This is a genomic window from Sphaerotilus microaerophilus, assembly GCF_023734135.1.
Taxonomy (GTDB): domain Bacteria; phylum Pseudomonadota; class Gammaproteobacteria; order Burkholderiales; family Burkholderiaceae_C; genus Sphaerotilus; species Sphaerotilus microaerophilus.
The window spans coordinates 4,764,795-4,788,975 of sequence record NZ_AP025730.1; the positions used below are offsets into that span (position 1 = coordinate 4,764,795).

15 protein-coding genes are annotated in these 24,181 nt (G+C 68.3%); 5 read left to right on the forward strand and 10 right to left on the reverse strand.

All coding sequences use genetic code 11. The annotated features are described in order from the left end of the window. The first annotated feature begins 153 nt into the window (after positions 1-153). A complete protein-coding gene (locus NGK70_RS20350; RefSeq protein WP_251970298.1) occupies positions 154-2,577 on the forward strand; it encodes an AsmA family protein in 2,424 nt (807 codons plus the stop codon). Positions 2,578-2,767: 190 nt separating this feature from the next. On the opposite strand, the gene NGK70_RS20355 is transcribed toward NGK70_RS20350, so the two are convergent. The 8 genes from NGK70_RS20355 to urtA all read right to left on the reverse strand — a co-directional run bounded on the left by NGK70_RS20355 (position 2,768) and on the right by urtA (position 11,196). Beyond that, on the reverse strand, positions 2,768-3,775 hold the full coding sequence (locus NGK70_RS20355) for a helix-turn-helix domain-containing protein (protein WP_251970299.1): 1,008 nt from the start codon (positions 3,773-3,775) through the stop codon (positions 2,768-2,770). A 129-nt stretch (positions 3,776-3,904) separates the two neighbouring features. Then, positions 3,905-4,705 (reverse strand): Rho GTPase-activating protein, encoded by an 801-nt coding sequence (locus NGK70_RS20360; protein ID WP_251970300.1) that lies wholly within the window; start codon positions 4,703-4,705, stop codon positions 3,905-3,907. A gap of 161 nt (positions 4,706-4,866) precedes the next feature. After that, positions 4,867-5,130 (reverse strand): hypothetical protein, encoded by a 264-nt coding sequence (locus NGK70_RS20365; protein ID WP_251970301.1) that lies wholly within the window; start codon positions 5,128-5,130, stop codon positions 4,867-4,869. 155 nt (positions 5,131-5,285) lie between these two features. After that, positions 5,286-5,978, reverse strand: a complete 693-nt coding sequence (gene urtE / locus NGK70_RS20370; RefSeq protein WP_251970302.1) for an urea ABC transporter ATP-binding subunit UrtE — start codon at positions 5,976-5,978, stop codon at positions 5,286-5,288. A gap of 167 nt (positions 5,979-6,145) precedes the next feature. Continuing rightward, on the reverse strand, positions 6,146-7,036 hold the full coding sequence (gene urtD / locus NGK70_RS20375; protein ID WP_251970303.1) for an urea ABC transporter ATP-binding protein UrtD: 891 nt from the start codon (positions 7,034-7,036) through the stop codon (positions 6,146-6,148). Further along, entirely contained in the window at positions 7,033-8,184 is a 1,152-nt protein-coding gene (urtC, locus tag NGK70_RS20380) for an urea ABC transporter permease subunit UrtC (RefSeq protein ID WP_251970304.1), read from the reverse strand. The genes urtD and urtC overlap by 4 nt, the downstream gene beginning before the upstream one ends. 3 nt (positions 8,185-8,187) lie before the next feature. Continuing rightward, on the reverse strand, positions 8,188-9,777 hold the full coding sequence (gene urtB, locus NGK70_RS20385) for an urea ABC transporter permease subunit UrtB (protein ID WP_251970305.1): 1,590 nt from the start codon (positions 9,775-9,777) through the stop codon (positions 8,188-8,190). A 141-nt stretch (positions 9,778-9,918) separates the two neighbouring features. Continuing rightward, complete coding sequence (urtA, locus tag NGK70_RS20390) at positions 9,919-11,196, reverse strand: urea ABC transporter substrate-binding protein (RefSeq protein ID WP_251970306.1); 1,278 nt, start codon at positions 11,194-11,196, stop codon at positions 9,919-9,921. Between the two features lie 205 nt (positions 11,197-11,401). Between urtA and NGK70_RS20395 the strand changes: the two genes are divergently transcribed. From NGK70_RS20395 to NGK70_RS20410, 4 genes are all read left to right on the forward strand, one after another. Next, positions 11,402-12,964 carry a class I SAM-dependent DNA methyltransferase gene (locus NGK70_RS20395; protein WP_251970307.1) on the forward strand — a complete coding sequence of 521 codons (1,563 nt, stop codon included), beginning with the start codon at positions 11,402-11,404 and terminating at the stop codon, positions 12,962-12,964. A gap of 178 nt (positions 12,965-13,142) precedes the next feature. Further along, positions 13,143-14,321 carry a restriction endonuclease subunit S gene (locus NGK70_RS20400; protein ID WP_251970308.1) on the forward strand — a complete coding sequence of 393 codons (1,179 nt, stop codon included), beginning with the start codon at positions 13,143-13,145 and terminating at the stop codon, positions 14,319-14,321. Next, complete coding sequence (locus NGK70_RS20405) at positions 14,318-15,727, forward strand: ATP-binding protein (protein WP_251970309.1); 1,410 nt, start codon at positions 14,318-14,320, stop codon at positions 15,725-15,727. The genes NGK70_RS20400 and NGK70_RS20405 overlap by 4 nt, the downstream gene beginning before the upstream one ends. Before the next feature lie 250 nt (positions 15,728-15,977). Beyond that, the gene (locus NGK70_RS20410) at positions 15,978-19,250 is read left to right on the forward strand and encodes a type I restriction endonuclease subunit R (RefSeq protein ID WP_251970310.1); all 3,273 of its coding nucleotides are present in this window, start codon (positions 15,978-15,980) and stop codon (positions 19,248-19,250) included. 181 nt (positions 19,251-19,431) lie between these two features. On the opposite strand, the gene NGK70_RS20415 is transcribed toward NGK70_RS20410, so the two are convergent. Next, the gene (locus NGK70_RS20415) at positions 19,432-20,415 is read right to left on the reverse strand and encodes a response regulator transcription factor (RefSeq protein WP_251970311.1); all 984 of its coding nucleotides are present in this window, start codon (positions 20,413-20,415) and stop codon (positions 19,432-19,434) included. Between the two features lie 64 nt (positions 20,416-20,479). Beyond that, positions 20,480-24,154, reverse strand: coding sequence for a hybrid sensor histidine kinase/response regulator (locus NGK70_RS20420; protein ID WP_428985621.1), 3,675 nt, complete (start codon positions 24,152-24,154; stop codon positions 20,480-20,482). Positions 24,155-24,181 lie beyond the last annotated feature (27 nt).

The following is a 24,181-nucleotide window of genomic DNA, read 5'->3' on the forward strand; positions in this document are numbered from 1 at the left end:
CCCTGTTGCCACGGTTGCGCCGGGAGCCGCCATCGCAGGGCCGCGGCCCGGATACGGAACTGCGTGAACTTCACACGATCACACGCTGGCCGCCCCCTCGGCGTGCTCGAATCCTGACCGGCCGACCTGCCCAGCCGACCTGACCGTGACCCCATGACCCTGACCCGCAAGCTCCTCCTAGCCCTCGCCGCCCTGCTGCTGGTGCTCGTCGCCGCGCTAGCTTGGCTGGTCGCCACCTTCGACGCCAACCGCTACAAGGGCGTGGCGGTCGACTGGATGCTCGCGCACCACCAGCGCACGCTGGCGATCGGCGACGTGCAGCTGCGCGTCTTCCCCCGCCTGCAGGTGGAGCTGCGCGACGTGAGCCTGTCCGAGGTGATGCCCCCTCCTCAGCAACCTCAGCAGCCGCAGCAGCCCCCGCAGCGCTTTGCCACGCTGGCCTCGGCCCGGCTGGCGGTGCAGTGGCTGCCGCTGCTGAGGCAGCAACTGGTGGTCGACGAGGTGCAGGCGCAGGGCCTGTCGATGCGCTACGCCCGCGACGCGCAGGGCCGCAGCAACCTCGACGACCTGCTGCGCCCGGCGGCCCCACCGCAGCCCGCCGAGCCGCCGGGCGGGCGGGCGCTGCGCTTCGACATCGGCGCGATCCGGCTCGAACAGGTGAGCGTGGACCTCGATGACCGCCAAGCCCGGCTGCGCGGCCAGGCCCGGCTGGAGCGGCTGACCACCGGCCGGCTCGCCCCCGGCCAGCCCACGCCGGTGAACCTCGTCGCCCAGGCGCAGTTCAGCGAGCCGGCGGTGCAGGCGCAGGTGGAGGCGGCCATGCGGCTGCGGCTCGACTTTGGCGATGCCGCGCAGCCCACGCTGCAGGTGCTGGCCGAGGCGCCGGTGATCACCTTCAGCCTGCGCGCCGGCGCCCTGCAGCTGCAGGACAGCAGGCTGGGGTTGCAGCGCTTCGATTTCCAGCCCGCCAGCCAGCGCCTCACGCTCGACCAGCTGGCCGTGCAGCTGCAGGGGGCCCTCCACTCGCCCGGCCAGGCGCCGCAGCCGCTGAAGCTGGCGCTCAACTGGCCGAACCTCGCGGTGCAGGGCCAGCAGCTGCAAGGCTCGCCGCTCAACGGCAGCTTCTCGCTGCAGGGCCCGGCCGCGCTGGAGGGCACGCTCAGCTCCGGCGCCCCCAGCGGCAGCTTCGAGGCCCTGCAGGTACCCGCCCTCCAGCTCGCGCTCGGCGCCGCCACCCAGGGCGCGGGCGCCTCGCGGGTGAGGGGCACGGTGCGGGCCGACCTCACCGCCCGCCTGCCGGCCAGCGAGTTCACGCTGGCCCACCTGGCCATTGACGCCACGGTGCAGAACCCGGCCCTGCAGCCGCTGAAGGTCAGCGCCCGCGGGCAGGTGAGCGCGGCCCCCACCCGCGTGCAGTGGCAGCTCGGCGGGCAGATGAACGCCCAGGCCTTCGACACCGACGGCCAGCTCGCCGTCGGTGGCCCGCGGCCGCGCCTGCAGGCCCAGGCCCGCTTCGGCGAGCTGGACCTGGACGCGCTGCTGCCGCCCCGCCCGGCGGGCTCGGCCTCATCCTCTGCAGGGGCCGGCGGGCCTGCCGCCGCCACGGCCGACACGCCGATCGACCTCTCCGGCCTGCGCGCCCTCGACGCGCAGGTGAAGCTGCAGGCCGGCACGCTGCGTTACCGGCCCTATGTGCTGAAGGACCTCAGCGCCACTGCCGAGCTGGACAACGGCCGGCTGCAGATCGCCCCGCTGCGCCTGCGCACCTGGGACGGCACGCTGGACGCCCGCGTGACCACCCACGCCGGGGCCGCACCTGCGCAGCAGCGCGTCACCGTGCAGGCCGCAGCGCAGGACATCCTGATCCAGGCGCTGCTGCAGGACGTGGCCCAGAAGGACCTGCTCGAAGGCCGCGGGCGGCTGACGCTGGACCTGGCCACCGGCGGCGCCAGCGTCGACGCCTTCAAGCGTGCGCTGGACGGCAGCGCCGCGCTGCAGCTGCGCGATGGCGCCATCAAGGGCATCAACCTCGCCCAGCGCCTGCGCGAGGTGAAGGCGGCCCTGAGCCGCAAGCAGGACGCAGTGGAGGCGGCACAGCGCAGCGAGAAGACCGACTTCTCCGAGCTGTCGGCCAGCTTCCAGATCCACGACGGCGTGGCCGAGAACCGCGACCTGAGCCTGAAAAGCCCCTTCCTGCGCCTGGGCGGCGAGGGCCGCATCGACCTGCCCGGCAGCCGGCTCGACTACACCGCCCGCACCACCCTCGCCAGCACCAGCAAGGGCCAGGGCGGCGCCGAGTTGGACGCGCTCAAGGGCCTGACCGTGCCGGTGCGCCTGACCGGCCCCTTCGACGCGCCGGCCTGGCACATCCGCTGGTCCGAAGTGGCGGTGGGCGCGGCCGGCAACCTGGTCAAGGACCAGCTGCAGCAAAAGCTGGAAGCCAAGGCGGCCGACAAACTCGGCCTGCGCGCCAGCGACGCGGCCTCCACCCCGCTGAAGGCGCAGGTGCGCGAAGCCGCCAAGGACCGGGCGCGCGAGGCGGTGAAGGAGCGGCTGAAGGGACTGCTGGGGCACTGATCCCGGGCCGGCCGGCATCGGCGCTCACTCCGCTTTTTGGGGACTTCACGCGACGCGCGAAAGCCGGTCCACTCTGACGCTGTTTGTGCATCGCTCAGGGACCCTATGCGGCCGCGGACTCACGGGTCCGCGGCCGACTGAGGGGCCTCCGGGGCCAGTCTGCACAGGCCCCAAACGGCCGCCCCTCGGGTCACAGGCCCGCGTTGGAGGCCCCCGCCCTGGATCGCGGCCAGGGGCGCAGTTCCTCCAGGTGCTGGCGGAGAAACTCGATGACGATGCGGCGCCGCTCCGTGCCGCGCACCGCTGCCTCGCCTTCCACGAGCCCGTCCCGCACCAGCGCGCCGGAGCGCAGCGCCGGGATGCTCAGCGACGCGTGGGCGATGATGGCGCGCCAGGCCTTCTTCACCGCGTCGGTGGTGATCTGCAGCCGCGCGGCAATGCGCTGGTCGGTGTCCCCCTGCAGGGCCAGGAAGGCAATGCTCTGCTGGGCCGGGGTCAGCCGCATGCGCGGGGGCGGCGGGGGCTTGATCCAGTGGCTCATGCTGTCGAACACCCCCGCAGGCGGCATGCGCTCGCGGTGGTGCTCGAACCAGATCGGCGCGTGCGACTCGGCCGGCCGGCCCTCGGGCGGTGCAAAGCTGCGCACCCGCTGGGCACCGCTGGCGCAGATGTACTGTGCCGCCCGCTCGCCGTGGTACTCGCTGAGCATGCGGCGCACATTGAAGCCGGTGATGTTCAGGTACCAGGCCGCCGCCGTGAGCGGCAGCAGGCGCTGCGTGTCCGGGTGCTGGAAGTCCCAGTACCGCTGCACGTACATCGGCGAGATCAGGTTCAGGCCCTGGCCGGCATTGGCGCGGGCGATGGCCTGGGTGTCGAGCGCGATACCGGGGGCGCCGTCCAGCACCAGGCCGTAGTAGGCATCGGCAATCGAGGGCCCCGCCGACTGCAGGAGGTCGGCATACACCGCGTCGGACACGAACACCGCCACGCCAAAGGCGTGCAGCACCATCGTCCCGTCCGCAGCCGCATCCTCCCAGACCGCGAACGGCTTGGGCCGCCGACGGTCCTGCGCCAGATAGGCGGACCAGAGCGCCGGCAAGGCCTGAAGCGTGGCCTCGCTCGGGCTGACCCGGCCATTGGCCCTCAGGAGCTGGAGGCAGGCATCGAAGTCATCTTCGGTCGCCAGACGGAACTGCATGGTGGCACTGCACGGTGGATCTACCCTCGATTGTGAACAGTGCGGTACACACCCAGGCCCCTTCGGCAAGCTTCCCACCAGGGTGAGTGGCCATTGGAGCGCGTCTGTCCGCACTTCACCTGAACTTGTTCATTTTCCATGCTCGGCGGGAGGCCCCTCCGCCGGCTGCGCCGCCAGGGCCCGGATCGCCTTGCTCATCGCAGGCGCCACGCCAAAGTGGCTCGCCAGCCAATCCAGCTGCGCCAGTGCGGAGCCCGGCACCCTCGACAGGCCCTGCACCATCGCAGGAAGCATCTGCGCAAAGCCGGGGTGACGCAGCTCCAGCCGCCGTTCGGCGTTGTAGGGATCGCATGCCACACCTGGCACCGGCGGCTCCACCAGCGGCAGCAACTCGACCAACCGGCCCAACGCATGCACCTCCACCAGCCGCAGCCCGGCCAGCCGCTCACCGCGCCGCCAGCGCTGCAGGCCCACATGCAGGTTGCCCAGCGCCTCGCCAACCAACCAATCCGTACCAGAGCGCGGCCGTTCCTCGGGGGCGCGTACTGGCTGCGCCCATGCATCTCCCACCCCTGCGCGACGCCAGACCAGCCGCCCGGGCGCATAGGGGATGCCGGCCAGCTCCTGCGGCTCGAACACCGCACACTCGCCAAACACCCCATCGGCATAGAGCAGCTTGTGCCCGTCCGGCGTATTGCGGTAGTGCCACACCAGCGGTCCGGCCGCAGCCAGCCAACCCAGGTCGTCCAGGTAGCGCGCCTTGTGGCCCGGCTCGACGATGGCAAAGAAGTCCAGGTCCGACCACTCATCCAGCCGTTCGATCTCCTGACCCACCGAGCCCAGCCCCAGCAGCGCCAGGGCATGGCCGGAGACGTCGAGCGAGCGGGCAATCGACTGCAGTCGGTCAAGGAGGACAGCGATGGCGGGCATGGCAAAACTCCATGGCGGTGCAGAAACTCTGCATGGCAGGCCTGCCTGCAGGCCCCGCTCAACCCGAACCCTGACACCCGACACCGGCCCTCGCGGCACTCGACTCCCGGGCTGCGCAGAGGCCGGCGAAGCACCGCGCCGGAAATTCCTGCCGGGTGCGTTCAGAACAGCTTGCGGATGCGCTCGTAGCGGCTGGAGATTTCCTCGGTCACCATGTCCAGCGCGGCCCGGAGGTTCTGTCCACCGTCCTTCAACTCGGCCTTGACGCGGGGCATGCGGGCTTCCACGTCCGCCCATTTCGCCTCCACCTTGTCCCACTCGTCGCGGGCCTCGGCGGTGGCCAGGTGCAGCTTCAAGCGCAGTTCATCGCGCTCCTGACGCAGACGATCCACCATGACTTGCCATTGCTCTCGGGTGTCGGTCATGACCGTTCCTTTCGTTTTTGAACCTCGTCCCTGGAAGTCTGCGCCCGGGGGAAGCCCGGTCAGGTTGACCCCTGTCAATGCTTCGGATGGGCGTGACTGCGGCCGAATGCTGTGCAGTATTGCTCACCCCATGACCGAGGTCCGGGCCATTCCCCTCAAATCGACATCAACCCCCGCACCCCATTGGCCTCCATCTCGTGGCCGCGCCCACGGGCGATGATCTCGCCGCGCTCCATCACGAGGTACTGGTCGGCCAGTTCGGCGGCGAAGTCGTAGTACTGCTCGACCAGCACGATGGCCATCGTCTTGCGGTCCGCCAGCATGCGGATCACCCGGCCGATGTCCTTGATGATGCTGGGCTGGATGCCCTCGGTGGGCTCGTCCAGGATCAGCAGCTTGGGGCCGGCGGCCAGTGCCCGCGCGATGGCCAGCTGCTGCTGCTGGCCACCGGACAGGTCGCCGCCGCGGCGGTGCAGGAACTGCTTGAGGATGGGGAAGAGCTCGAACAGCTCGGCCGGGATGGGCGTGGAGCCGCTCTTGTAGGCCAGGCCCATGCGCAGGTTTTCTTCCACCGTCAGGCGGCCGAAGATCTCACGGCCCTGCGGCACGTAGCCCACGCCCTTGCGCACGCGCTCGTAGGGAACATCGCGGCTGATGTCCTGCCCATCCAGCGCGATGCTGCCGGTCTTGATGGGCACCACGCCCATCAGGCTCTTGAGCAGGGTGGTCTTGCCCACGCCGTTGCGGCCGAGCACGACGGTGACCTCACCGAGCTGGGCCTCGAAGCCCAGGCCGCGCAGGATGTGGCTGCCGCCGTAGTACTGGTTGAGTCCGTCAACTTTGAGCATGGGGACCTCGGGAGATCGACAAGGAACACCACGGGGCCGGGGCCGATGACGTCGGGTGCCCGTCCGCCGCAGGTAAAGGGGGAGCCTTCGGCCCGCAGGGGCGAAGGCGGAGGACACGGAGGCGGGCGGGTACCCGGCGGCAGCGGTCCGTCACAGCGGGGTCGGATTCATCGACCAAGGTAGACCTCAACCACCTTGTCGTTGGCCTGCACCTCGCTGAGCTTGCCTTCGGCCAGCACGCTGCCCTCGTGCAGCACGGTGACGGTCTTGCGGCCTTCGGTGAGCTGGTCGACGAACTTCATGTCGTGCTCGACCACCACCAGCGAGTGACGGCCTTCCAGGCTCAGGAAGAGCTCGGCGGTGCGCTCGGTCTCCTCGTCGGTCATGCCGGCCACGGGCTCGTCGAGCAGCAGCAGCTTGGGGTCCTGCATCAGCAGCATGCCGATCTCCAGCCACTGCTTCTGGCCGTGGCTGAGCAGGCCGGCGGTGCGCTGGGCCGAGGGCTTGAGGTGGATGAGGGTGAGGATCTCGCCGATGCGGTCCAGCTGCTGCCCGCTCAGGCGGTGGAACAGGCTGGCGCGCGCGCGCCGGTCGGCGGCCAGGGCCAGCTCCAGGTTTTCGAAGACGCTGAGCTCCTCATAGACCGTGGGCTTCTGGAACTTGCGGCCGATGCCGATGGTGGCGATCTCGTTTTCGCGCAGGCGCAGCAGGTCGATGGTGGAGCCGAAGCTGGCGCGTCCGGCGTCCGGACGGGTCTTGCCGGTGATGACGTCCATCATCGTGGTCTTGCCCGCACCGTTGGGGCCGATGATGCAGCGCAGCTCACCCACGTTGATGGTCAGGCTCAGCGCGTTGAGGGCCTTGAAGCCGTCGAAGCTGACGGTGATGTCGTCCAGGTACAGCGCCACGCCCTGGGTGAAATCCGGCTCGCCGTGCTGGACCAGCCGGCCATAGGAGGCCGAGCGCCCGCCCGATTCGGTCTTGCCGGTGGAGGCTGCGAGGCGGGCCTCGTGCTCGATCTTCAGCCGGGTGCCGGCCTGCATCAGTTCGGGTGTCATGCGCGCACCTCCTTCACATCCTTCTTGCTGCGGCCGGTGAGTTTGCCGACCAGGCCGACGATGCCGTTCGGCAGGAACAGCGTGACGGCGATGAACAGCGCGCCCAGGAAGTACAGCCAGAACTCCGGGAACACCTGGGTGAACCAGCTCTTGGCACCGTTGACGAAGAAGGCGCCGACGATCGGCCCGATCAGTGTGCCGCGCCCGCCCACCGCCGCCCAGATGGCGATCTCGATGCTGGCGGCCGGGCTCATCTCACCCGGGTTGATGATGCCCACCTGCGGCACGTACAGAGCCCCGGCGATGGCGCACATCACCGCGCTGAGCGTCCAGATACTGAGCTTGTAGGCGATGGGGTCGTAGCCGGTGAACATCACGCGGCTCTCGGCGTCGCGGATGGCCTGGAGAACGCGGCCGTACTTGCTGTTGACGATCGCGCGCGCCATCAGGAAGAAGCCGATCAGCGTCAACCCGGTCAGCACGAACAACACCATGCGGGTGGAGGGCTGGGCGATCGGGATGCTGAGGATGCGCTTGAAGTCGGTGAAGCCGTTGTTGCCGCCAAAGCCGGTCTCGTTGCGGAAGAACAGCAGCATCGCTGCATAGGTCAACGCCTGGGTGATGATGGAGAAGTACACGCCCTTGATGCGCGAACGGAAGGCAAAGTAGCCGAACACGAAGGCCAGCAGGCCGGGCACCAGGATCACCAGCAGCATCTGGGCGATGAAGCTGTCGGACAGCGTCCAGGTCCAGGGCAGTTCCTTCCAGTTCAGGAAGACCATGAAGTCCGGCAGCTGCGAGCGGTACTGGCCGTCGGTGCCGATCTGGCGCATCAGGTACATGCCCATGCCGTACCCGCCCAGCGCGAAGAACAGGCCGTGGCCCAGGCTGAGGATGCCGGTGTAGCCCCAGATCAGGTCCATCGCCAGCGCGCAGATGGCGTAGCACATGATCTTGCCGACCAGCGCGACGTAGTAGTCGCCCAGGTGCAGCGCGGAGCCCGCGGGCACCAGCAGGTTCAGCACCGGCACCAGCACCGCCACGGTGATCAGCGCGGCGACCACGCCAGTCCAGCCCTTGAGGCCCAGCAGCAGGCCGCGGCGCGGCTGCAGCGAGAAGTCGGAAGAGGAGTTCAAGACGGCACCCATGGTTCAAGCCTCCGGAGAGCGGCCCTTCATCGCGAACATGCCTTGCGGACGCTTCTGGATGAAGATGACGATGAACACCAGCACCATGATCTTGGCCAGCACCGCACCGGCATACCCTTCCAGGAACTTGTTGATCAGCCCCAGGCCGAGCGCGGCGTAGACGGTGCCGGCCAGCTGGCCCACGCCGCCCAGCACCACGACCATGAAGCTGTCGACGATGTAGCTCTGGCCCAGGTCGGGGCCGACGTTGCCCACCTGGCTGAGCGCGCAGCCGGCCAGGCCGGCGATGCCCGCACCCAGGCTGAAGGCGTAGGTGTCCACGCGGGCGGTGTTGACGCCCATGCAGGCGGCCATGCGGCGGTTCTGCGTCACCCCGCGCACGAACAGGCCCAGGCGGGTCCTGGCGATCAGCAGCGCCACGCCGATCAGCACCGCCGCGGCAAACACCAGGATGGCCAGGCGGTTGTAGGGCAGCGTCAGGTTGCTGAACACCGCCACGCCGCCGGACAGCCAGGCCGGGTTCTCCACCGCCACGTTCTGCGCGCCGAACAGGCTGCGCACGCCCTGCATCAGCACCAGGCTGATGCCCCAGGTGGCCAGCAGTGTTTCCAGCGGGCGCCCGTAGAGCCAGCGGATGACGCTGCGCTCCAGCGCCGCGCCCACCAGCGCCGAGGCCAGGAAGGACATGGGGATGGCCGCCAGCAGGTAGGCGTCGAAGGCGCCCGGCAGGTACTGGCGGAACAGGTTCTGCACCACGTAGGTGGCGTAGGCGCCGATCATCATCAGCTCGCCATGGGCCATGTTGATCACGCCCATCAGGCCGTAGGTGATGGCCAGGCCCAGCGCGGCCAGCAGCAGGATGCTGCCCAGGCTCACGCCGGTGAAGAGCACGCCCAGGCGCTCGCCACAGGCCAGCCGGCCTTCCACCGCCGTCAGCGCGGCCTGCAGCGCGGCACGCACTTCCGGGTCGGCCTCGGCGCCCGCCGCCAGGCGCTCCTGCAGCAGGCTCTTGACGCCGGACTCGCCGCTGGACAGCAGCGACTGTGCCGCGGCCAGGCGCTTGCCCTTGTCGCTGGCGCTGACCAGGATGGTGGCGCGCATGCGCTCCAGCTGCGCCTTCAGGGTGGCATCGGTCTCGGCACCCCAGGCCTTGTCGATCAGAGGCAGCTGGGCTTCCTCCAGCTGCTGCTTGGCCAGCTCGACCAGTGCAGCGCGGCGGGTCTCCACCTGCGGCGACACCAGCCTCAGCGAGCCCAGCGCGGCTTCCAGCGCGCCGCGCATGCGGTTGTTGTTGACCACGTCCTCGGCATCGGCCGGCGCGGTCGCTGCGGTCGAGGTGCCGGCCAGCACCGTCTTGCCGTCCAGCGTGACATAGGCCTTGCCACCGGCCACCTTCACGGCGTCGTCCAGCAGCGCCTGCACCAGCACCGCCAGGGCGGGGTCGGCCTGCGCGGTGGCCTTGTTGAGCGCCGCGATGCGGTCGTCAGTCTCACCGGAAGCGATCGCCGTCGCTTCCTCGGGTGTCAGGGCTCGGACCACAGGCGTGGCCAGCACGCCCAAAGTCAGCAGCAGAAGCAAGAGGATCCGTCGCATCGGCAGTGCCTTCGATCAACAAAAAACGCGGGCCGGCAACGCCGCCCGCGCCCTCCAGCAGGCGCGGTGGATCCGGCTTCGCCGGTCCACTCGCGTCGCCCCCCTTGAGGGGGGAGCGGCGTCAGCCGCAACGGGGGGTGGTCACTTCTTCGCGGGAACGTTCTTCTTGCCCTTGTTCTCGGCGATGTAGTCGCTCCACGGGTCGGCCACGACCGGGCCCTTGGTCTTCCACACCACGTTGAACTGGCCGTCGGCCTTGATCTCGCCGATAAACACCGGCTTGTGCAGGTGGTGGTTTTCCTTGTCCATCGTGGAGGTGAAGCCGCCGGGAGCCGGAATGGTCTGGCCGGCCATGGCCGCGATGACCTTGTCGGTGTCGGTGGACTTGGCCTTCTCGACCGCCTTGGCCCACATGTGCAGGCCGATGTAGGTGGCCTCCATCGGGTCATTGGTCAGGGGCTTGTCCTTGTGGCCGGCAATGCCCTTGGCCTTGGCGTAGTCGCTCCACTGCTTGATGAAGGCCGCGTTGGTCGGGTTCTTGATCGACATGAAGTAGTTCCACGCCGCCAGGTGGCCCACCAGCGGCTTGGTGTCCACGCCGCGCAGCTCTTCTTCACCCACCGAGAAGGCCACCACCGGCACGTCGGTCGCCTTCAGGCCCTGGTTGCCCAGTTCCTTGTAGAAGGGCACGTTGGAGTCGCCGTTGATGGTCGAGACCACGGCGGTCTTCTTGCCCTCGGAAGCGAACTTCTTGATCTTGGCAATGATGCTCTGGTAGTCGGAGTGACCGAAGGGGGTGTACTCCTCCATGATGTCCGACTCGGCCACGCCCTTGGCCTTCAGGAAGGCGCGCAGGATCTTGTTGGTCGTGCGCGGGTAGACGTAGTCGGTGCCCAGCAGCACGAAGCGCTTGGCGCTGCCGCCGTCCTTGCTCATCAGGTATTCGACGGCCGGAATCGCTTGCTGGTTGGGCGCCGCACCGGTGTAGAACACGTTCTTGCTGAGCTCTTCACCTTCGTATTGCACGGGGTAGAACAGCAGCGAGTTCTTCTCTTCAAAGACCGGCAGCACCGACTTGCGGCTCACCGAGGTCCAGCAGCCGAACACGGCGGCCACCTTGTCCTGGTCGATCAGCTGCTTGGCCTTCTCGGCGAACAGCGGCCAGTTGGAGGCGGGGTCGACGACGACCGGCTCCAGCTTCTTGCCGAGCACGCCGCCCTTGGCGTTGATCTCGTCGATGGTCATCAGCGCGACGTCCTTCAGGACCGTCTCGGAGATGGCCATCGTGCCCGACAGCGAGTGCAGGATGCCGACCTTGATGGTGTCGGCGGCCTGGGCGAACAGCGGCAGGCTCAGAGCGGCGACGCCAACGGCGACGGCGCTCACCTTGGCAGCGAAGGAACGACGGGTGCTTTGCATGGACGGGGGCTCCTGGGTTGGTGACCGGAGCCGGGAGCGCCTTCTTGTTCAAGTGCCGCTCCCGGCATGGCTGCCAGTGTCCGAGCCATGCTGCGCTGCGCAAATACGCCGAGTGGCGTAGGTGCGGGGGCGCTCCGGCCCGCCGGGCGCCGGCTCAGACATCACAATCACAGGCGCTGTCACGCACCCACGCAACCACGCAACCATGCTCGACGACATCAAGAAGACCCTCTGGGCCACCGCCGACAAGCTGCGCGCCAACATGGACGCCGCCGAGTACAAGCATCTGGTGCTCGGGCTCATCTTCGTCAAGTACATCTCCGACACCTTCACCGCCCGCACCGCCGAGCTGGCCGCGCGCCTGCGCGACCCGGAAGACGACTACTTCTACGGCAACGCCAACGATGAAGACATCGCCGCCGAGCTGCAGGACCGCGACTACTACACCACCGCCAACGTCTTCTGGGTGCCCGAAGCGGCCCGCTGGGAGGCCCTGCGCGCGGCGGCCAAACAGCCCGACATCGGCAAGCGCATCGACGACGCGCTCACGGTCATCGAGGGCGAAAACCCCAAGCTCAAGGGCATCCTCGACAAGCGCTACGCCCGCGCCCAACTGCCCGACGGCAAGCTCGGCGAGCTGGTGGACCTGATTTCCACCATCGGCTTCGGCACCAACGCGGCGCAGGCGCGCGACGTGCTCGGCCAGGTCTACGAGTACTTCCTGGGCATGTTTGCCAGCGCCGAAGGCAAGCGCGGCGGCCAGTTCTACACGCCGGCTTCCATCGTCAAGACGCTGGTGGCCGTGCTCAGCCCGCACCACGGCAAGGTCTACGACCCCTGCTGCGGCTCGGGCGGCATGTTCGTGCAGTCCGAGAAGTTCATCGAGGCGCACGGCGGCAAGCTGGGCGACGTATCCATTTATGGACAAGAAGCCAACCCCACCACCTGGAGGCTGGCTGCGATGAACCTGGCCATCCGGGGCATCGACTTCAACCTGGGCCGCGAGCCGGGCGACACCTTCACCCGCAACCAGCACCCGGACCTGCGCGCCGACTTCGTGCTGGCCAACCCGCCCTTCAACATCAGCGACTGGTGGCACGGCAGCCTGGAAGGCGACCCGCGCTGGCACTATGGTGACCCGCCGCAGGGCAACGCCAACTACGCCTGGCTGCAGCACATGCTGCACCACCTCAAGCCCACCGGCCGGGCGGGCATCGTGCTGGCCAACGGCTCGATGAGTTCCAGCCAGAACAACGAGGGCGTCATCCGCGCCGCGATGGTCGATGCCGACGTGGTGGAAGTCATGGTGGCGCTGCCGGGCCAGTTGTTCTTCAACACCCAGATTCCGGCATGCCTCTGGTTCCTGGCCAAGCAGAAGAAGCGCAAGGGCGAGGTGCTGTTCATTGACGCGCGCAAGCTGGGCAAGATGATTTCCCGCGTGCAGGCCGAGCTGGATGACGCCGCGATTGCGCGTATTGCCGACACCGTGGCCGCCTGGCGCGGCGAGGTGGAAGCCGGTGCCACCGTCACCGAATACGCTGACATGCCCGGCTTCTGCCGCAGCGTCCCGCTGGCCGAGATGGCCCAGCACGGCCACGTTCTGACGCCGGGGCGCTATGTGGGCGCCGCAGAGGTCGAGGACGACGACGAAGCCTTTGCCGACAAGATGCAGAAGCTCACCGAGAAGCTGGGCGAGCAAATGGCCAGAGGCGCGGAGTTGGATGCGCTGATTCGGCAGAAGCTGGGGGGGCTGGGGTATGAGTTCTGAAGCAAAGCCGTTGCTCTTACCGTTGTTCGCCTCTTCAATAACCCCGAATTGGTCATGGGAACGCCTAGATGCGATTTCGGATGTTTATGACTGCCCACATTCGACCCCGAAACTGGTCGACGACCTTACAGCACCGTTCGTTGTGCGTTCACAAGACGTACGGTCTGGCACGTTTCTGATGAACGATGCAGCTCATGTTTCTGCCGATACTTACGCGGAGCGGATTAAGCGCGTTGAACCACGCTTCGGGGATTTGGTTTACAGCCGGGAAGGCACCTACTTTGGTATTGCTGCAGAAGTTCCAAAAGGAATAAAGGTTTGCCTTGGGCAGCGCATGGTGTTGATCAGACCAGACAGCTCAAGAATTGATCATGCTTTTCTTCGCTACTGGCTCAATTCTCCCCAAGTTTTTGGACACATCCACGGCTTTCGCGATGGCACGGTGGCTGAACGATTGAATTTGCCAGTCATACGCGGTTTGGCGGTAGCCTGCCCGTCACTACCTGAGCAACGTGAAGTCGCAAAAACGCTATCCGCTCTCGACGACCGCATCACCCTCCTGCGCGAAACCAACGCCACGCTCGAAGCCATCGCCCAGGCGCTGTTCAAGTCGTGGTTCGTCGATTTCGACCCCGTGCGCGCCAAGATGGAAGGCCGCACTCCCGAAGGCATGGACGAAGCCACGGCGGCGCAGTTTCCGGATGGGTTCGACGAGTCGGCCCTGGGGAGCCTCCCGAGAGGCTGGACGCGCTCTAGTCTTGCGGAAGTTTGCGCCTACCTCAATCGCGGGCTGTCGCCCAAATACCTTGAAGAAGGCGGCGTACTGGTGCTCAACCAGAAGTGCATCCGAGACTTTTCGGTGGACTACACCAAAGGCCGCCGCCATGACACGTCGCAACGCAAGATTGACGGGCGTGAGCTGGTCATAGGCGATGTGTTGGTGAATTCCACCGGGGTGGGCACGCTGGGCCGCGTCGCGCAGGTTCTCGAACTGCCTGAGCCGGCCATTGTTGACTCCCACGTCACCGTCGTTCGCGCCGGAAATCGGCTGAGCTGGCCCTATCTCGGTCAATGGCTGGCAAGGGCGCAGCCGGAAATTGAGGCCATGGGAGAAGGCTCGACGGGTCAGACTGAGCTTTCGAGAACCAAGTTAGGCGTGATGTCGATTTTGGTTCCGCCCCGGGATGTGCTGGCCGCGTTTGACGCGGTAGTTGAACCTCTGAAGGCCCGTGTGGCGCTGAATGAGAACAGCGCCAGGAACTTGGCAGCCCTACGCGATACCCTGCTCCCCCGCCTGATTTCCGGCCAACTGCGCCTGCCTGAGGCCATCGAAACAGTGGAGGCGGCCACCGCATGATGACCCTCGACACCCTGAACCGCTGGCTGACCGATGCGCCGGAGGATGAGCACCTGGAGTTCAAGGAGGCCAAGCAGCAGTACGACACCACCAAGCTGCTGCGCTACTGCGTGGCGCTGGCCAACGAGGGCGGCGGGCATCTGGTGCTGGGGGTGACGGACAAGCGCCCCCGGCGGGTGGTGGGCACCCAGGCGTTCCAGAACCGAGGGGAGATCACTGCACGCATCCTGGAAGCGCTGCGCATGCGCGTAGAGGTGCAGGAGCTTATGCACCCGGATGGCCGCGTGCTGGTGTTTTCCATTCCGCCGCGCCCGGCGGGTACCCCACTGCACCATGAAGGCGCCTACCTGATGCGTGCGGGCGAGGAACTGGTGCCGATGTCGCCAGACCAGCTCCGGCGCATCTTGGCCGAAGGCGGGCCCGACTGGTTCGAGCAGCCCGCCCGCAGTGGTGCCAGCCCCGATGAGGTGGTGGCGCTGCTCGATACACAGTCGTTCTTCGAGCTGCTGGGGCTGCCCTATCCCACCCATCGTGACGGCGTGTTGGCCCGCTTGGCGCAGGAGCGGCTGGTGCTTGACCAGGCGGACGGCTGGTGCATCACCCGCCTGGCGGCCATCCTGCTGGCCAAGCGCCTGGATGCCTTCTCGTCTGAGCTGGCCCGCAAGGCGCCCAGAGTCGTCATCTACGAAGGCATCAACAAGCTGACCACCCGTGAGGACAAGCCCGGCGTGCGAGGCTATGCGGTGGGCTTCGAGAGCCTGGTGGACTTCGTGCATTCATCGGCGCCGCTCAACCGCTTTGTGGAGCAGGTGGTGCGCGAGGAGGTCAAGATGTTCCCCCGCCAGGCCATCCGTGAGCTGGTGGCCAACGCCTTGGTGCACCAGGATTTCGAGGCCAGTGGGCAGTCGGTCATGGTCGAGATGTATACCGACCGCCTGGAAGTTTCCAATCCTGGCCAGCCGCCCATCAAGGTGGAGCGGTTCATTGACGAGTTCCGCTCACGCAACGAGCGCCTGGCCGAACTGATGCGGCGCATGGGCCTGTGCGAGGAGAAGGGCAGCGGCATCGACAAGGTGGTTCACTTGGCCGAGGTGTATCAGCTGCCTGCGCCTGACTTCCGCGTCAGCGAGACACGCACGACGGCCGTGCTGTTCGCCCATCAGGACTTCGCCGACATGAGCAAGCCCGACCGCATTCGTGCCTGTTACCAGCACTGTGCGCTCAAGTACGTCAGCAACGAGCGCATGTCCAACCAGAGCCTGCGTGAGCGCTTCAGGTTGCCCGAGTCGAAGACTGCCACCGCGTCGCAGGTGATAGGCGCGACCAAGGATGCCGGCCTCATCAAGGCCGACGAATCCGACACCACATCCACGCGTTACGCCCGCTACTTGCCCTTCTGGGCGTAGGTAAGCAGTGCTTAAACGCAAACCTTCAGGGGCTACCAAATTCCATGGAAACCTTTTAAAATCAAGCACTTAGGTGCTTTATCGCTAGGCATCGGCAGGCGGCCGCGGTGCAGCCCGGGACCAGAAAGCGAAAAGCCCCGATGACCCCACCGAGGCTGTAGCGCCGACCGGGAACCCCCAATCCACTTAGCCCACCAGTGTAGTCAAGCTGGAAGGGGAGCAAACAGAAAAAGCACAGGGCAGGGAGTCCATGACCGAAGACCAACTCGAACAAGAAGCGCTGGGCTGGATGGCCGAGCTGGGCTACGCGGTGCACGCGGGCCCGGACATCGCCCACGACGGCAGCAACCCGCAGCGGGCCAGCTATCGGCAGGTGGTGCTGCCCTTGCGCCTGCGCGAGGCCATCCAGCGCTTGAACCACGACATCCCAACTGCCGCCCGCGAAGACGCGCTGCAGCGGGTGCAAGACCTTGGCATCCCGGCCTTGCTGTCGGCCAATCGGGCGCTTCACAAGCTGCTGGTGGGCGGCGTGCCGGTGCAGTACCAACGGGGCGGCGAAACGGTGGGCGACTTCGTGCGCCTGGTGGACTGGGCGGCGCCCGTACCTGGGCAAGGTGGCAACGAGTTCTGGGCGGTCAACCAGTTCACCATCAAAGGGCCGCACCACACGCGCCGGCCGGACATCGTTTTGTTCGTCAACGGCCTGCCGCTGGTGCTCATCGAGCTGAAGAACCCGGCCGACCTCAACGCCGACATCTGGAAGGCCTACGACCAGATTCAGACCTACAAGGCGCAGGTGCCGGACGTGTTCCAGTACAACGAGTTGCTGGTCATCTCGGACGGCACCGACGCGCGCATGGGGTCGCTCTCGGCCAACGCCGAGCGCTTCCAGCAGTGGCGCACCATCGACGGCGTGAACCTGGACCCGCTGGGCACGTTCGACGAGTTGCAGACCCTGGTGCGTGGTGTGCTCGACCCGAAGGTGCTGCTGGACTACCTGCGCTTCTTCGTCCTGTTCGAGGACGACGGCAACCTGGTCAAGAAGGTGGCGGGCTACCACCAGTTCCACGCGGTGCGCGCGGCCATCGGGCATGTGGTGGCTGCCTCACGTCCCGACAGTGCCGCCAACCTGCGCGGCAAGGGTGGCGTGGTCTGGCACACACAGGGCAGCGGCAAGAGCATCACGATGACCTGCTTCGCGGCGCGCGTGATGCAGGAGCCGGCGATGGCCAACCCGACCCTCGTCGTCATCACCGACCGCAATGACCTGGACGGCCAGCTCTTCGGTGTGTTCAGCCTGGCGCAGGACCTGCTGCGCGAACAGCCGGTGCAGGCCACCACCCGGCAGGAGCTGCGGCGCCTGCTGGGCAACCGGCCCTCGGGCGGCATCGTGTTCGCCACCATCCAGAAGTTCATGCCCGGCGAGGACGAGGACCTGTTCCCGGTGCTCAGCCAGCGGCACAACATCGTCGTCATCGCCGACGAGGCGCACCGCACGCAATACGGCTTCGAGGCCAGGCTCAAGACCCGCAAGGTGAAGTCCGTGGGGAAGGCCGTGGGGAAGGCCGCTCCCCCAGCGGCGCTGAGCACAGGCGGTGGCGCTCAGACCTTGACCGCTGAACTGGTGCCGGCCGAGTACAAGACCAGCGACCAGGTCGCGTATGTGGCCGGTTATGCCCAGCACCTGCGCGACGCCCTGCCCAACGCCACCTTCGTGGCCTTCACCGGCACGCCGGTCAGCAGCACCGACCGAGACACCCGCGCGGTGTTTGGCGACTACATCCATGTCTACGACATGCAGCAGGCCAAGGAGGATCGGGCCACGGTCGCCATTTACTACGAGTCCCGCCTGGCCAAGCTGAAGCTGAAGGAGGAGGACCTGCCCCTCATCGACGACGAGGTGGACGAGCTGGCCGAGGACGAAGAGGAAGGCACGCAGGCCAGGCTCAAGTCGCGCTGGGCGGCCTTGGAGAAGGTGGTCGGCGCCGAACCGCGCGTGGCCAGCGTGGCGGCCGACCTGGTGGCCCATTTCGAAGAACGCAACCGGGCGCAGGACGGCAAGGCCATGGTCGTGACCATGAGCCGCGACATCTGCGTCCACCTCTACAACGAAATCATCAAGCTGCGCCCCGACTGGCACAGCGACGACCCCGAGCAAGGGGCCCTCAAGATCATCATGACCGGCAGCGCCAGTGACCGGGCGCTGCTGCGGCCGCACATCTACAGCAGCCAGGTCAAGAAGCGGCTGGAGAAGCGCTTCAAGGACCCCGCCGACCCGCTCAAGCTGGTCATCGTGCGCGACATGTGGCTGACCGGCTTCGACGCCCCCTGCGTGCACACCATGTACGTCGACAAGCCCATGAGGGGCCACAACCTGATGCAGGCCATCGCCCGCGTCAACCGGGTGTTCAAGGACAAGCAGGGCGGCCTGGTGGTGGACTACATCGGCATCGGCAACGAGCTGAAGGCCGCCATGAAGGAGTACACCGCCAGCCAGGGCCGTGGCCGGCCGACGGTGGACGCGCACGAGGCGCTGTCGGTGCTGCTCGAAAAGCTCGACGTGCTGCGGGCCATGCTGCACGGCTGCGACTACAGCGGTTTCAAGACCGGGGGGCACCGGACACTGGCCGGTGCAGCGAATCACGTCCTGGGCCTGGACTCGGGCGTGAGGGCCGACGGCAAGGACCCGAGTGGAAAGGGACAGCGCGACGGCAAGAGGCGCTTCGCCGACAGCACGCTGGCCCTGGGCAAGGCCTTCAGCCTGTGCTGCACGCTCGACGAGGCCCGGGCGGTCCGCGATGAGGTGGCCTTCATGCAGGCGGTGAAGGTCGTCCTGACCAAGCGCGACCTCAGCCAGCAGAAGAAGACCGACGAGGCCCGCGACGCTGCCATCCGGCAGATCATCAATCAAGCGGTGGTGAGTGAGGCGGTGGTGGACATCTTCGATGCCGTGGGGCTCGACAAGCCCGACATCGGCCTGCTCGACGAGGAGTTCCTGTCGCAGGTGAAGAACCTGCCCGAGAAGAACCTGGCGGTGGAGCTGCTGGAACGCCTGCTCGAAGGCGAAATCAGAGCCAAGTTCGCCACCAACGTGGTGCAGCAGAAGAAATTCTCCGACCTGCTGGCCAGCGTCATCACCCGCTACCAGAACCGCAGCATCGAGACCGCGCAGGTGATGGAAGAGCTGGTGGAGATGGCGCGCAAGTTCAGGGCCGCTGCCAACCGGGGCGAGCAGCTGGGCCTGTCAGACGACGAGGTGAAGTTCTACGACGCCCTGGCCAACAACGAGTCGGCCGTGCGCGAACTGAGCGACGAGACGCTCAAGAAGATTGCCCACGAGCTGACCGAAAACCTGCGCAAGAACATCAGCGTGGACTGGGCCCAGCGCGAAAGCGTGCGCGCCACGCTGCGCTTGATGGTCAAGCGCATCCTGCGCAAGTACAAGTACCCGCCCGACCTGGCTGAAGAGGCCGTCGAGCTGGTGTTGCAGCAGGTGGAGACGCTGGGCGAGGCCTGGGCCTGAGCGTGGACCGCGCTTCGACTGAAGCGGCGAAGAGGGGGTACACCGGCCCGCTGGACCTGCCCCTGAGCGCCATCTCGAAGCCCGGCACCCTGCTCAAGCCGGCGGTGCGGCGCTTCATCGCCTGCCTGCACCGGGCGGCGCACCAGGTGTCGAGGGGGCAGGGGGACGCTGGTACCGGCGGTCACCGCCCCGGCGCCAGCTCCCTGACCCGGCTGATCGCCAGCGACGCCGCCGCCGTGCGCGTCTCGACGCCCAGTTTGGCGTGGACGTGCTCCAGGTGCTTCTTCACCGTCGCGGGGCTGGAGCCGAGGATGTCGCCGATGTCGCGGTTGGTCTTGCCCTTGCACACCCAGTAGAGCACCTCGGCCTCTCGGGTGGTGAGGGCGAAGGCGAGCATCAGCGCCTCGGTCACGGCGCCGTCGTCGGCCTCGCGCATCACCAGCAGCCATTCGCCCTCGCCGGTGGCCTCGTGCAGGGTGAAGCGCAGGCGGCGCCCGGCGGCGTCGAGTTCCACCGACGGAGCCGGTGCGACCGGGCCGTCCACGTTGCCGAGCCGGCCGGCCTCGCGCTGCAGCCAGGCCAGCAGCGCCACGGGGGCACGCCGGCCGTCGCTGTCGAAGTGGCGGGCCAGCAGCTGGCGCGCCAGCGCGGTCTGCCAGACCAGCCGGCCGTCGATCAGCCGCACCACCAGCGTGGCATGGCCGAAGGCGTCCAGCGCGTTGCGGGCCTGGCGCTGCTCGCGCGCGGTGTGGGTGTGCGCGGCGATGCGCGCCAGCACCTCGGGCACGCGGATGGGCTTGGTGACGTAGTCGCAGCCACCGGCGGCAAAGGCGGCGACGACGTGCTCGGTGTCGGTCAGCCCGGTCATGAAGACGATCGGGATGGCGGCGGTGGCCGGCTCGGCCTTGAGGTGGCGCGCCACCTCGAAGCCGTCCATGCCGGGCATCACGGCGTCGAGCAGCACGATGTCGGGGTGGGCCTGCACGGCGCGGGCCAGCGCGGTCGGGCCGTCCAGCGCCACCAGCACGGTGTAGCCGGCCTCGTCGAGGGCGTCGTGCAGCACGGCGAGGTTGTCGGGCACGTCGTCGACGATCAGCACGACCTCGCCCGCGCTGCGGTCCAGGGTCGGCGGGGCGTTCACAGCGGCGCTCGCGGAGTCGTTCATGGGGTCTTGGTCGCAGTGTCGGTGTCAGGCGGTGTCAGACGGTGTCAGGCGGTGTCAGGCGGTGTCAGGCGGTGTCAGGCGGTGACGGGCTCAGCCCCTGCTGGAGCAGCGCGGCCATCGCGTCGAGCTGGAAGGCGCGGGCAAAGCCGCGCATGCGCTCGACGAAGGGGGCGTGCGCCGGGTCGGTGGCGGCGATGTCGTCCAGGCAGCGCAGCGCACCGCGCAGGTAGCCCAGGCCGACCTGCTCGCCCAGCGCCTGCAGCTGGTCCGCAGGAGGGAAGACCAGCAGCGCATCGGGCCGCGCGTGGCACGCCGTGCCTGCCGGTGCCGCCGGCACCTCGGCCGCATCGGTCCACACCAGGCTGAGGCGGCGCTCCAGCCAGTCGAGCAGCTCGCCGAGGCGCACCGGCTTGACGATGAAGTCCGCCGGGGCGATGCCCACGTCGTTGTCCAGCGCGCGGTCGAAGGCGTTGGCCGAGACGATGGCCGCCGGCAGCTCGGGCAGGCCGGCGTCGGTGCGCATCAGCCGCAGGCGACGCAGCGTCTCCCAGCCGTCGATGCCGGGCATGGCCAGGTCCATGAACACCGCGTCGGGCCAGTCGGCCGGCGCCGCGGCGGCCAGCCGCACCAGGGCAGCGTCGCCCGAGGCGGCCTGGTCGATGGTGAAGCCCAGCGGCTGCATCAGCGAGACCAGCAGGCCGCGGTCAGCCTCCTCGTTGTCGACCACCAGGATGCGCCGGCGCGCCCCAAGGTAGCCGCGGCGCTGGCGCGCTGGAGCCAGTGGCCCGGCGGCGGGCAGCTCGCTGGCCGCCACGGCCGGCAGGAACAGGCGCAGGAAGAAGCGGGTGCCCTCGCCGGGGGTGCTGCGCACGGTCATCTCGCCGCCCATCAGGTCGGTGAGCATCTTGCTGATGGTCAGGCCCAGCCCGGTGCCACCCGCCACGGCGGCAGCACCGGACGCACCACCCCCTGCCCCGCCACGCTCGAAGGGCTCGAACACGCGCGCCAGCTCGGCCGCGCTCATGCCCGGGCCGGTGTCGCTGATCTCGATGCGCGCCATCTGGCCGCTGTACTGGATGCCGAGGCGCACCTCGCCAGCCGGAGCGCCCCCCACGCCACCCGCGGGCGTGAACTTGACGGCGTTGCCCAGCAGGTTGATGAGGATCTGGCGCAGCCGCCGCTCGTCGGCGCGCACCACCTCAGGCAGGTGGGCGGAGAACTCGTGCCGGAAGCGGATGCCCTTGGCCCGGGCCTGCAACTCGAACAGCCCGGCGATCTCGCTCATGCAATCGGAAAAGCGCATCGGCCGCACATCCAGCTTGAGCTTGCCGCTTTCGATGCGCGCCAGGTCCAGCGTGCCCTCGATGAGCGAGAGCAGGTGGTCGCCGCCGCGACGGATCACGCCCACGGCCTGGCGGCGGTGGGCGGGCATGGCCTCGTCCTCCTCCAGCAGCTGGGCGTAGCCGAGGATGGCGTTGAGCGGCGTGCGCAGCTCGTGGCTGATGGTGGTGATGTAGCGCGTCTTGGCGCCGCTGGCGGCCTCGGCCTGGCTGCGCGCCAGCTCGGCCACGCGGCGGGCCTCCTGCAGCTGGGCGTCGGTGCGGCGGTGGCTCTCGATCTCGGCGCGCAGCACCTCGGCCTGCTCGTTGAGCGCCTGGGTCTGGCGGTTGGCCTCCTCCTGCGCCACCTCGCGGCTCTGGTGCGCCAGCACCAGCCACCAGGCGAAGACGCCGCCCACCAGCAGCAGGGCCGCGCAGGCCTTGACGAAGCCGGCCTGCAGCGCCGGGCCGACCACGCCGAGCAATATGCCCGCCGGCAGGTCCTCGTGCAGGCCGAGCAGGCGCATCTCCTGCTCGAACAGCAGGGTGAACAGCAGCGCCAGCGCCGGCCCCAGCAGCAGCATCAGCATCAGGTAGTGGCCCAGGCCCTTGTCGAGGTAGGGCCAGGCGCGGCGCGGCAGCACGCGCCGCAGCAGCGCGGCCCACTGCACCGCCAGCCGCGCGTCGGGCTTGCACAGGTCGTGGCAGCGCGCGTCCAGCGTGCAGCACAGCGAGCAGATCGGCCCGCCGTAGGCGGGGCACTGCGCCACGTCCTCGCCCTCGTAGTCGCGCTCGCAGACCACGCAGCGCTGCAAGGGGGCGAGCCGGCGGTACGAACCCTCGACGGGGCGCCCCGCCCAGGGCCGACGCACCCCGAGCGCCAGCGCCTCGCGCGCCGCCTCGGCCTGCGGCCCGCGCGCCAGGTACCAGCGCCCGCGCGTGGCCCAGGCGATCAGCGGCGCCGCCACCAGCGCGGCGACCAGCGCGATGGCCGCCGACCAGGCCTGCGCCATCGTCCCGAACAGGCCCAGGTAGGCGGCCACCGACAGCGCCGAGGCGATGCCCATCGCCCCCACGCCCACCGGGTTGATGTCGTACAGGTGGGCGCGCTTGAACTCGATGCCCGGCGGCGACAGGCCCAGCGGCTTGTTGATCACCAGGTCGGCCACCACCGCCATCATCCAGGCGATCGCGATGTTGGAGTACAGCCCCAGCACGCCGCCCATGGCCTGGAAGACGTCCAGCTCCATCAGCACCAGCGCGATGCCGGTGTTGAACACCACCCACACCACCCGCCCGGGGTGGCTGTGCGCCACGCGGGAGAAGAAGTTGCTCCAGGCCAGCGAGCCGGCGTAGGCGTTGGTGACGTTGATCTTGAGCTGCGACACCACCACGAACAGCGCCGTCGCGGCGACCGCCCAGCCGTAGCGCGGGAAGACGTGCTCCCAGGCGGCCAGGTACATCTGGTTGGGGTCCACCGCCCGCTCGGGCGGCACCATCAGCCCCAGCGCCAGGAAGGCCAGCAGCGCACCGCCGAGCATCTTCAGCACGCCGGGGATCACCCAGCCCGGCCCGCCCACCAGCGTGCCCAGCCACCAGCGCCAGCGGCTGCGCCGGTCCGGCCCGGGCTCGGGCATGAAGCGCAGGTAGTCGGCCTGCTCGCCCATCTGCGTGATCAGCGCGATGCCCACCGTCATCGCCGCGCCAAAGGCCTTCCAGTCGAACCGGGTCAACCCGGGCTGGCCGCCGTACTGGGCCAGCTCGCCCAGCAGCCCGGGGTTCTTCTGGAACACCACGACGTAGGGCAGCAGCAGCATGGCCAGCCACAGCGGCTGGGTCCAGACCTGCAGCCGGCTGATCACCGTGACGCCGTGCGTGACCATCGGGATGACCACCAGCGCGCACGCCAGGTAGCCCCAGGCCGGCGGGATGTCGAAGGCCAGCTCCAGCGCGTAGGCCATCACCGCGGCTTCGAGGGCGAAGAAGATGAAGGTGAAGCTCGCGTAGATCAGCGAGGTGATGGTCGAGCCGATGTAGCCGAAGCCCGCACCGCGCGTCAGCAGGTCCATGTCCAGCCCGTGGCGGGCCGCGTAGACGCTGATCGGCAGGCCGGCCAGGGCGATCACCAGCCCGGTGGCGAGGATGGCCCAGGCCGCGTTGACGAAGCCGAACTGCAGCAGCAGCGTCGCCCCCACCGCCTCCAGCACCAGGAAGGAGGAGGCCCCAAACGCCGTGTTGGCCACCCGCCAGGCGCTCCAGCGGCGGTGCGCGCGCGCGGCGAAGCGCAGCGCGTCGTCCTCCATCGTCTCGCTGGCCACCCAGCGGTTGTAGTCGCGGCGCACCTTCACGACGCGCTGGCGCACCGATGCGGTGCCCGCGTCATGGATCGGAATGGTGCGTGATTCGGGTGCCTGGTGCATCGCGCCGGGCCGCACGCACGATGCGCG